6 protein-coding genes are annotated in these 10,914 nt (G+C 44.9%); all 6 read right to left on the reverse strand.

Annotated elements, in window-relative coordinates; genetic code table 11:
* Positions 1-1,251, reverse strand: a 1,251-nt coding sequence (locus tag QVD32_RS11805; RefSeq protein WP_287710254.1) for a RagB/SusD family nutrient uptake outer membrane protein, incomplete at its 3' end; no start/stop codon positions are given.
* A gap of 21 nt (positions 1,252-1,272) precedes the next feature.
* Positions 1,273-4,752, reverse strand: a complete 3,480-nt coding sequence (locus QVD32_RS11810) for a TonB-dependent receptor (RefSeq protein ID WP_118687088.1) — start codon at positions 4,750-4,752, stop codon at positions 1,273-1,275.
* 191 nt (positions 4,753-4,943) lie between these two features.
* Positions 4,944-6,533: a beta-N-acetylhexosaminidase gene (locus QVD32_RS11815; RefSeq protein ID WP_118687089.1), complete on the reverse strand. Its 1,590-nt coding sequence runs from the start codon at positions 6,531-6,533 to the stop codon at positions 4,944-4,946.
* 10 nt (positions 6,534-6,543) lie between these two features.
* Positions 6,544-8,955, reverse strand: coding sequence for a hypothetical protein (locus tag QVD32_RS11820; RefSeq protein ID WP_118687090.1), 2,412 nt, complete (start codon positions 8,953-8,955; stop codon positions 6,544-6,546).
* Positions 8,956-9,025: 70 nt separating this feature from the next.
* Entirely contained in the window at positions 9,026-10,054 is a 1,029-nt protein-coding gene (locus QVD32_RS11825; protein WP_118687091.1) for a FecR family protein, read from the reverse strand.
* A 64-nt stretch (positions 10,055-10,118) separates the two neighbouring features.
* Positions 10,119-10,760 (reverse strand): RNA polymerase sigma-70 factor, encoded by a 642-nt coding sequence (locus tag QVD32_RS11830; RefSeq protein WP_118687092.1) that lies wholly within the window; start codon positions 10,758-10,760, stop codon positions 10,119-10,121.
* Positions 10,761-10,914: the final 154 nt, after the last annotated feature.

Consider the following 10,914-nt stretch of genomic DNA (forward strand, 5'->3'; position numbering starts at 1 on the left):
CACGCGGTCGCGGATTTTCTTGATGGAGATTTTGAGATCCTCCTGTGTCAAGGTTCCTAACTCGGCTTTCGCTTCGGCATAGTTCAAGTAGACTTCGGCGGCGCGGAACAGAATGTAGTCATTGGAAGATCCCATGTATCCGTCTCCTGAGGCATCGGTTACCCATTTGATGATTTGGTATCCGGTGGTCGATGAGGAGAAGTTGGGCGATTCCACTTTGTCGCTATTGATACGCATGTAGCCCGGACCTACGACGGTTTGAGTGAGGCGGGGGTCGCGGTTCTGCATTTCGTCGTAGTATTGCATGGTCTTATAGCCGGGTTGGTCGGTGAAGCGGTCACCGTTGGTCATGAGGTAGCTGTTTACGATTTTTTTGTTCATGCCGGGACGTCCGTAGGTTTGTGCCATGGTGTTGTAATTGGCCTCGTGCTTCACACCTTTGGTGTAGTCGTAGTCACGAGCCAATATAACTTCTTGTTGTATGGCGTTCATCGAGGCAAAAAGGTCTCGATAGGGTTTGTCTCCCGACGTGTAGATGCTGTAAGGGCTTTCATCGATAAACCGTTTGGAGATGGTGGCGCATTCTTCGAGGAATGTCTCGTATCCTGCGATTCCATGGTATTTACGGAATGTTCCTTCGAACAGACAGATTCTCGATTTGAGGGCCATAGCCGTCCATTTGGTCACGCGGTACAGTTCGGAGTTGTCGTCACAGTAGTTGATCGCATAGTCGATGTCGGACATGATCGAGTCCATGACGAGCTGGCGGGAGTCGCGAGGCTTTTTCAAGTCGGGGTCGTTCGATTCCAACGGTTTGTTATACCAGGGTACATCGCCAAATCTTTTTACTTTCTCGAAGTAGAAATAGGCTCTGAAAAAACGTGCGATACCGTCGTAGTGCTCCCGGGCTATTTTGTTGTTACAGCGATGGGAGTATTTCAAATAGAGATTGATTTCACGCAGGTATTCCCAGTTCCAGCCCCCTCCTTTGGTGGGGACTGTGCGGGTGAGCCCGATCGTCGTTGCGGGTAGAGTAAAGATGTTAACTATGTCTTCGGATTCTCCGTAACCAGACGCTGCGCTCGGGAACTGGCTGTAAAAATGGTTCGTGAAAGTCTCCAACTCTTCCTCTGTGTTGAAATAGGTTTCGGGAGAAAGAGAAGAAAGCGGGAAGCGGTCAAGGTCGTCGGTACAGCCGGTCAACCATAAACCTGCAACAGCCGCAACTATATATTTAATGTTCTTTTTCATGAGAATAAGTAATGAAAGTTATTAGAATGTAATATCAAGACCGAAAGAGAATGTTTTGGCAAACGGATAGACCCGGGCGCTACCATCGGTAGAGAATTGTTCGGGGTCGATGTATTTGCTTTTGAGAGCCGTCCAAGTGACCAGATTGTCACCGCTGAAATAGACGCGCACGCGGTCGATCCGGGCTTTCCGGGTGAGGTCGACCGGAAGGGTATATCCGACAGTGAGGTTTTTCAAACGGCAGTATGCGGTATTTTGCAAATAGCGGTTGTTTACTTTTGCCAAATGGCGGTCTCCCTGAGCGGCATAACCTCTTAATTTAGGGAAGTAAGCGTCGGGATTGTCCTCGCTCCAAACATCGTCCAAGAAGTGCTCGGGCACGAACGAAGAGTAGGGACGGGCATATCCACCCCAGAAAAGCATGGCGTTGCCGTCGGGGTAACGGTGCTGACGACCTACACCTTGAAAGAAGGCCGAAATATCGAACCCGTTCCAGCCGAGGTTGATGCTTCCGCTGTAATTGTAACGGGGGCGGGAGTTGCCGATGACACGCATGTCACCACGATTGTTTGCCGTTTTTTCACCATCGTCGATGCGACCGTTTCCATCGAGGTCTACGAATTTGGGGTCACCGGCTTTCAATCCTTTATATTTGCCCGTTGCTGTTTGCAAGATGTTTTTGGCGATGAGCGAGTGGTCTATTTCGGCTTGGTATGCGGCAGCCTCTTCATCGGTTTTGAACAAGCCGTCGATTTGGTATCCCCAGATTTCGCCGATGGTCATGCCTTCGTAGTATTGAGAAACGTTGAAATCTTTGGTGGGGTTGTCATATTTCGTGATTTTGGAGATGTTGTCACCCAAAGCGAAAGATACGCCATAAGTGAAAGGTTTGCCGGCTAGGTTGAATTTGTCGTTCCAGCTCAAAGTCAGTTCATAACCTTTGGTGCGCAAGTCGGCGGCATTTTCTTTCGGTGAAGCGGCTCCGTATACTCCGGGTAGTGTCTTACCGGGGACGAGCATGTCCTTCGTGTCGCGAATATACAAGTCTCCGGCGAATGTCAACCGGTTGTTGAAAAATCCGAGGTCTAGACCCAAGTTCCCATGAACAACGGTTTCCCAAGTGAAGTTACCTGCTGTGGGAGCGGAGACGGATGCGTAGGTGAGGAATTCGCCGTTTACCAGATAGTTTTGTTGCAACAAATCCAATGTCTGTATATAGGGGTAGGGGCTGGATATGGCCTGATTGCCGAGCGACCCGAACGATCCGCGGATTTTGAAATTGGAGAATGTGTTGCGTATGGGTGCGAAGAAAGGTTCTTCACTTACACGCCAACCGGCCGAAACCGAGGGGAATACCGCTGCTCTCTTGTCCCTGCGGAAACGCGAAGATGCATCCCAGCGGAGGTTTACTTCTGCCAAGTATCTTCCTTTCCAGTCGTATCCTACACGTCCGAAGAAACTTTCGAGTGCCCATTCGTATTGTCCTCCTTCCAAAGAGACACCTTCGGTGTGGTTACCCAAGTTGAAGTCGTTCAGGTTGTTGGATTGTATATCCATCATTGTGGAGTAAAGATTCTTTTGATAATCTTGCTCGTAGTTGAAACCAACGAGTCCTCTTATGTGGTGGTGGTTGAATGTGTTGTCGTAGCTTAAATAGGCATCGACCATGTGGTAGTACTCGCTATTATTACGTTGACGCAATTTGTTTTTGAACAGGTCTCCTGTTACCGGGATAATGACTCCGGGCTCCGTCGAATATTCTGCGGGGGCTGTACGTACGACTTTGTCTTGTGTGTCGTATCGGAAACTGTAATTGGCGTGCAATGTGAGCCCTTTATAGAGTTTGAATGTAGCGTTTACCGATGTTGTCAAACGCTTGAATTTATCGTCGGTAAAAGTGTTGCCATCGGCGGTCATGATGTGTACGCCGTCGGTGGGTTGTTGTGCAATGATCGGGGTACTGAACACGTGGGTTCCGTCGGGGTTGTAAGGCATTAAGAAAGGCATGGCATGGAATGTGTAGTTCGCGATGTTGTTGCCGTTTTCCAAACCGGGCGCTTCGTAGCGGGAGTGATACAAATGGCTGGTGACCGTCAAGTTGAACCAGTCTTTTATGTCGCCGCTAATACGGGCACGGATATTGGCCGTTTCGAATCGGTCGGTGTTTTGTTTGTATATACCGTCTTCGGTATGGTAGTTGGCGCTAACGAAGTAGTTTAACTTTTGTGTGCCACCGGTAATGCTCAAATTGTTGTCCCAAGTGGGTCTTGAATTGCTAATGAGGTAGTCGTACCAGTCAAAGTTGGCGTAATGCATGTATTGGTCTACTCCACCTACGTTTTTGATAACTGTCCACGGGCGTTCGGGATTTTCGGTCTTGTCATACCGGCGAGCTTCCAATTCGGCGAAGTCTTCTTCGGTGTATTTGGTGTAGCGTGTCCCGTTGTAGGACATCAAGTATTCATCGACCAATCTTGCTGCATCGTAACCTGTGGTAAGGAAATTGGTCTTGACTGTCGAGCTCGAGAAGCTGAATCGTCCGTTGTAGCTGACTTTGGCCGTGCCGTCTTTTCCTTTTTTCGTGGTTACCAAGATTACACCGAACGAGGCTCTTGCACCGTATATGGCTGCCGAGGATGCATCTTTCAACACCGAGATGGACTCGACGTCCCGGGGATTGATATTGTCGAGGTTGCCTTCGACACCGTCGATAAGAACCAATGGTTTGGCATCTTGGTTGATCGAGCCGAAACCGCGGATATTGATGTTCGTTCCTTCATTGGGCTTTCCCGATCCATAGGTGATATTGAGGTTGGGCACGGCTCCTTGCAGGGCACGACCGAGGTTGGAAACGGGGCGGTCTTCGATTTCTTTCGAAGATATGGCATCGACAGCTCCGGTCAGATTGGCTTTTTTCTGAGTTCCGTAACCGATGACTACGACTTCGTTCAGCGCTTTCGTGTCTTCGGTCATTTGGACGTTGACCGTCTTTTGTTTGTTTACTTTGACCGATTCTTGCAGATATCCGATATAGGAAAACACAAGAGCGATACCCGGTGCGGCTTTGATAGAATAGTTTCCGTCGATGTCGGTCACCGTGTTTCCATGCCCTTTCGCAGTGATGTTTACACCGATGAGCGGCATTCCTTTCTCATCGGTAACTTGCCCTACGACTGTAAAAGTCTGGTTGTTTTTTGTACTGTTTCTTTTGGATAAGACGATGTGATTGTCTTTTACTTCATAATCGATGTCTTGACCTTGAAGAATCTGAGAGAGTGCTTTTCCGAGGGGCGCATCTTTTAAGTCGATATTTACCCGATGGTTTAGATCTACATCATTCACATTGAAGAAGAATGATTTGCCTGTTTGCTTTTTCACTGCTTCGATGGCTTCCTTTACGGTTACGTTATTCAATTTCAGAGAAACGTTCTGAGCTTGAATGACAACCGTATTACAGAATAGCGCAAACACGAGTAGCAGGGTTCTGTAATGCTTAATCATTGATTGGTTTGATTAAAGGTTAGTATTAAAGTTTTTTAGTTAATAGTCATAAAACAATATTCTTGTTATATAATTAGGACAAGTCTGTATGTTTATCGGGTAGTCGATAACGAAATATTTTTTCGTGATTTTTTTGTTACCGAATGAAAAACTATCTAAAACTATATGAGTGGATACGCACCTGTATTGATTTATTCGGCTTGCGGTGTCGATTCTTTATGCCATGCGATGTTCTTTTGTTTCCATCGAGGAATCAATATTTGGGATAGGGAGGTCGAGAACCGGGTGAAATTTTTTTTATTTTCGATGGTCCAACCAGATTCGGCATAGGCTGCTATGCGGGGAAACACTTGGCGTTGCATGTCTTCGATGCGAGGTATCCATTCGCTCCACATTTGACAGCCCGATCCCAACAGCAACGGTTTGTATTTTCGGTCCATGCCTTTTGGAAAAGGAGAGAAATCGTAGGCTTTTTCCAAAGGAATTTTGGTATGATTATAATCGAGGTAGGTATCCCTGTGCGATGAGTTGATGACTCGATGGCCTTGTTTCAGGGCTTCGGCTATGAGGGCGGTGTCTCCTTTCCAAAATTGAACGATGGCGTAAGGGGCGAGGGCATGGGCACTTTCGTTGTCGGAGTCGGCCCACTCGTGAATGTTCTTGCCCATGATGTCGTTCCACCCGATCATCGTGCGTCCTTTGCTGTGTATGAGCGAGGCGACCCGGTTGGTGAACAGCATTTGCACTTCGCTATAATTGTCGAGATTCTTTTCTTTCATGAAGCGGCTGATGTCGCTGTTGGCTTCCCACGATTCGGGGTGGACTTCGTCTCCGCCTATGTGTATGTAGCGACTTGGAAACAAATCGAAAATTTCGTCGAAAACATCTTGTATGAATTGTATTACACGCTCGTCGGCCACGTTGAATACTCCCCACGTGGGGTTGAAATATGTGGCCACGGTAGGGGGTGTTTTCAAGGAACCGAGCTCGGGATAGGCGGCTATGGCCGCCGAGGTGTGTCCCGGCATTTCGATTTCGGGGACGATTTCAATGTGCCGTTCGGCCGCAAAGTCTACGATTTCCCGTATGTCTTCTCGGGTATAGTAACCGCCATGAATGTTGACATCGTAGAGGGGACTGTTCCAACCTCCTATTTGGGTGCTGTCCCGGTATGCTCCTATCTGGGTGAGTCGCGGATATTTTTCGATTTCGATACGCCACCCTTGATCGTCGGTGAGATGCCAGTGGAATTTATTCATTTTCAAATAGGCCATCTCTTCCAGAAGTTGCTTTACGACGACTTTCCCTTTGAAATGGCGTGCTTCGTCGAGCATAAAGTCTCTCCATTCGTATTCGGGTTTGTCGAATATTTCCATGCAGGGTATAGCCAGTCTGTTTTGTGCCGCTAGCTGCCGTAACGTTTGGATTCCGTAAAAAACGCCGGCATTTTCAGCTCCTTCGATGACGATCGAATCAGCCGAAATGTTCATGCGGTATCCTTCGGCTCCCAGCGATTCTTTGAGTTTTCGGTTCGTGATTAGGAATATATTGTTGTCGCCTCGTTGTTCGTGGAGGTTAATATTGATATCTTCTTCTATATAATGTTTTAACAGCCGGGCGTTATTCTTGTCGCTGAGGTTGATAATGCCTGTTTTTGCGGTGAGGGAGAAATATCCTTCCCGTATCTCTATCGATCGGGGATATGGGATTAATAACGGTTGTGCCGTAGCCGTCACCATGTACAAAAAGCTGACTATTAAAAAAATAAGTTTTTTGTTCATAAGGTAAGACTTAATTTAGTTCGATCCATTTACACCCGAGAACCGATTTCACGCGAATCTTTTTGCCGGTCGCCTGTATGGAAATATTTGTTTCTCGGGCGGTATTCAAGTGTACCTTAGAGATGATGGCTTCATCGGGTATAATATGCAAAGTGCCGTTTTTCTTGTGAACCTGACAATTGTAAGCCAGAATAGAGCCGTCTTTTCGTATGAGGACATAGGCTGATGTGAGAGCGCACTCTTCCATGACTTTGAAAATTTCTTGAACCGTATTGTCTCCGGCTCCTCCTCTTTCTTTAAATTGACAGATTGTATTTTCATCGTCGGGACGCAACCACGGACTTATCATATCTAAGTATTGTTCTCCCACGATAGAGTCGACGACTAATCCATGGTGTTTTTGCTCGGGATTTTCTACATATAGCTTGGCTTCTATATAGGGGTCGGGAATGAATCCCCAGCGTAAATGACCGTCTTCTCTCATGATTTGGGCGCAGGCCCCGAGCGTGTCCATGAAATCGGTTAGATAAAATTCTTCACCGGTCAGCAGATACAAGTAGTAAGAGGCGTAGATTTTCCATGCCGTCCAGCCATGCGGAGAGTTCATGGCTTGATTGGGAATAAAGTAAACGTCGAGAGCTTCCCAGTATCGCAGTGTGGCTCCCCTCATGCGACAATCGGGGATTAATAATTGTTCAAGACATTTATGTTTGTCCATCAGATATCGGGCGGCTTCGCTGTATTTCTTCTGCTGTGACGGTTCGGTAGTTTGCAATCCATACATGCCCAATTGCAGGGCGCTGCAAGTGATCATGCCGTCTTCGAAAGTCATGTCGCCTTCGGTCTCTATGTCGTCGAGCCGTCCGCACAAATCGTCTACGGCTTTTCGGGCCGAGTTTAAATGTCGTTCGTGGCGTTCTTTCCAAACGGGATTCGCGATGAGCTTTTCTTCGGCGGCCACCAATTCGAGCATCGATTTGGCTGTATAGATAACAGCCGTGTAATGAGTTCCTTGCGAGCGATAAGCTCCGTCAGGCCCTTGTATTTTATCGGAACAGAGATAATCTGCGATGTGGGCGGCTTTTTCCAAGTAATGTTTTTCTCCCGTATATTCCCATAGGTCGACCAGCATTCCCATTAGGGCAGAGAAATTTTGTATGCGGTGAGGCAGTGATTTCGGGTTAGGCAGCCATGTGGTTGTGTCGATAATTAGAGGTAGAGTGTTGTCGAACCGTTCTTGCAAGGCGTTGTCTTTTGCCATGTCGGGGAAGTGTTTTGCCGCAAGAAAGGCGGTGTAGTATCCGTAAAATGTTTCACAAGCGTTGGAGAATAAGGGTTGGTTCTCGGCTACGAAGTCTCGGGCATTTTTCATGTACCACGACCACGGTTGCCGAACGAATATACGGGCTTCTGCTGTTTTTCCCGATCGGGTTGTCACCGTGATTTTATACTCTCCTTTTTGAGTCGGGCGGAAACAGGTCGTGTACAGATTGCCTTTTTTGTCGGTCGTGAGGCTTTTTTGATTTTTTATGCCGGGGCCTTTTATTGCGATGCTTATCGAGTCGGTCGAATACCCCCGTACGGATATGCTTTCTTTCGATGTTATGGTGTAGCGGTTACACTCGATCATGGGAACAGCAGCCCATTCCGAAAGTTTCGATTTTACGTCGGGAAGGGACTGTATTTGTCCCATGTGTATATGCCAGCATTTCGTCTCTCCGGGAGCCAGCTCCGTTAAGTTCTGGGGATGCCTTTCCGGCAGAGGTAAGCAATGTAGCATATCTAAACTGGCAGTTCTTATTTGATGTCCCCATTTCCATTTAAGCCAACCCTCGTAAATGTAGTTTATGGTGTATGAGGCAACCGGTTCGGCCGTTGTAAAACCGAATATGGTTTGTTTCGGAGACATGAAATAGCCCCATGCGAAGTCTTTTTCACAACGTAGCAGAGTGGGGAAAAATTTAGTGTCCCATTGAGGGTAGGCGTGCATTTCACTATCGATACCGAGAATCAGCCTGCTTTGTTTCGGAGCGTATGGTGTACTCCCCGTGTTGGTCATGGAGCATTTGACGATGAGATGGTCTTGCGCCGGGACGTACGAGATATTGTATAAAATGTGGTCTTTTTCACCGATAAACGATCCCGGATTTTTTTTATCGTGAGCCAGCATGATACCGTCCCAAGCCGGTCCGGCCATTCGGTCGTGGCGAAAGGGTATGGTTTTCCATACGCCATGTTCCCGAAATTCATATCGGTCTACTGTACCGTCCGAAAGACGAATAAAGGCTTTCCAGTTTTCTCTTTCGATGATATATTCTTCTTGGCTTTGCTTAGCAAAAACATTGAAAGAGAATAGAATACCGAGTAGTAAAATGAATCTTAACGGATAAACCGAACGGCAAATAGTAACTGTTTTGAGCATGGTTTTAGGTATGAAACGGGTAGTTAGACAAATTGGATTTGTCTATTACACCAATAAATATCGAATGTGTTTATTGAAATATTTCTATTTCGTTTTTACGGATTTTATAGTGGTAGTTAAATTTGTTTGTGGCAGCCATGATATTCATAATTTCATCGATATTGTTCGATTCGATAATGAAGTCGCCGTAGAATATCATTTTTTTCAGGGTCTCGTCTTTAATGGTAATATTCACATCGAATGCTCGTTCCAAAGCCAAAGCGATGGTTTCCATGTTTTCCTCGTCGAAATACAGGTGACCGTTTATCCACGCGCTTGTATTTTCTGCCGCTATGGTCTTTAATGTGGTTTTTTTGTTTTGTTTGTCGTATTGTGCTATCTGATTCGGTTTTAATTTCGTGCTTTCAAGAGAATCGTATAGCATTACCGAACCTTCTAACAATGCGACTTTGATATTCGGGTCTTCTGGATAATTTTTGACATTGAATTTTGTCCCTAAGACCTCTACTTTTATATCGTCCGATACGACCTGAAAAGGGAGATTTTTGTTTTTGCTGACCTCGAAGTATCCCTCTCCGTATAGCGTGACATCGCGGTTGTTGATACCGAAGTTGTTGTCATATAATAGTTTTGAATCGGCATTGAGCCATACCGATGTTCCGTCCGGGAGAGACAGTTTTAATTTCGATCCTCGTGGAGATTCTACCGAATAGGATAGCGTTTGATCGGAGAGTCTTTGATTCCCAGTAAAGTACATTACTCCTATTCCTGCAAAGAATGCAATAATGATACATGCCGCTATATAAAAAATCCGATTCCAATTTGGACGTGAGATATAAATGTCTTGTTCTTGGTTTTTTTGAGCGATCCGGTCTTTGAATTGTTGAAAAGCCCGGTCTTTTAATTTATCGAAGTTTTTCTTTTCGTAAATGCTGGAAATCAGCCAAATTTTTTGTATTTCCGAAAAATAGGCTTTGTTGTCTTCATTTTCGTCAATCCATTCTTTCAATACCTTTAAATCTGTAGAAGATATTGTCCGATTCAAAAATGAAAGAATCAGATTATTTATGTGCTCGGTATGTATGTCGGCTCTCTTCATATTCAAAGGAAAGACAGATGTTTTTTTTCTTTGGGGTAGTCTGTATGAGTGGTTTTAAATAATTTTAAGTATTTAGAAGATCTAATAATTTTTTTATAGTGTTACAATAAAGTTCATTCGATAACAGAAATAGTAAAAGTACGACAAGGTAGTCTTTTAATTCTGTTCTCAGTTTGGATAGGGCATTCTTGATATGATATTTTACAGTATTAACGGATATATTCATTTGGGATGCTATCTCTTCGTATTTCATATCGTGATAACGGCTCAATATAAAAGCCGTTCGACACTCTTCTGGAAGTGTATGGATAGCAGATTTTATCGTTTTTTCAAGTTCCGTTTCGAGCATTTTTTCCAAAGGGTGTTCTTCTTCTATAAAGTAAAAAGATTCTATCTCGGTGTAATCTTGTAGCGAATTGATAGAAATTTCTTTGGCAATGTACTCTTGCTGTAAATAATTGATAGATCTATTTTTCACACTACGTATGAGGTATGATCGTAACGAAGTATGAATATTCAGATTTTTCCGTATTTCCCAAATGTTGTAAATTACATCTCCTACAACAGTTTCTGCCGCATCGTTATCGGAAAGGTAACCTTTTGCTATGGCACATAAATAACCGTAGTATTTGTCGTAAATGTATCGAAATGCTTGTTCTTCTCCAGATTTCAAACTTTCTATAATATTATTTTCGGTTATTTTCATGAATTTATTGAAAGAGAAGCATTGTGATATAAGTATGTATGTCGCAAATATAATATAATAAAATTTGTTTTTCAAAGGCTCTGTTTGGCGTGTCGTAAAAATCTTTAAAATCGGAAGAATTTTCTCCTTGTTTATGAGGTACTTATCTTAATAT

Origin of the sequence: Barnesiella sp. (assembly GCF_022723415.1) — a bacterium.
Classification (GTDB): Bacteria; Bacteroidota; Bacteroidia; order Bacteroidales; family Barnesiellaceae; genus Barnesiella; species Barnesiella intestinihominis.

Coding starts and splice junctions, on each gene's coding strand:
- QVD32_RS11810 (WP_118687088.1), bottom strand. CDS start 4,752: ATGATTAAGCATTACAGAACCCTGCTACTCGTGTTTGCGCTATTCTGT.
- QVD32_RS11815 (WP_118687089.1), bottom strand. CDS start 6,533: ATGAACAAAAAACTTATTTTTTTAATAGTCAGCTTTTTGTACATGGTG.
- QVD32_RS11820 (WP_118687090.1), bottom strand. CDS start 8,955: ATGCTCAAAACAGTTACTATTTGCCGTTCGGTTTATCCGTTAAGATTC.
- QVD32_RS11825 (WP_118687091.1), bottom strand. CDS start 10,054: ATGAAGAGAGCCGACATACATACCGAGCACATAAATAATCTGATTCTT.
- QVD32_RS11830 (WP_118687092.1), bottom strand. CDS start 10,760: ATGAAAATAACCGAAAATAATATTATAGAAAGTTTGAAATCTGGAGAA.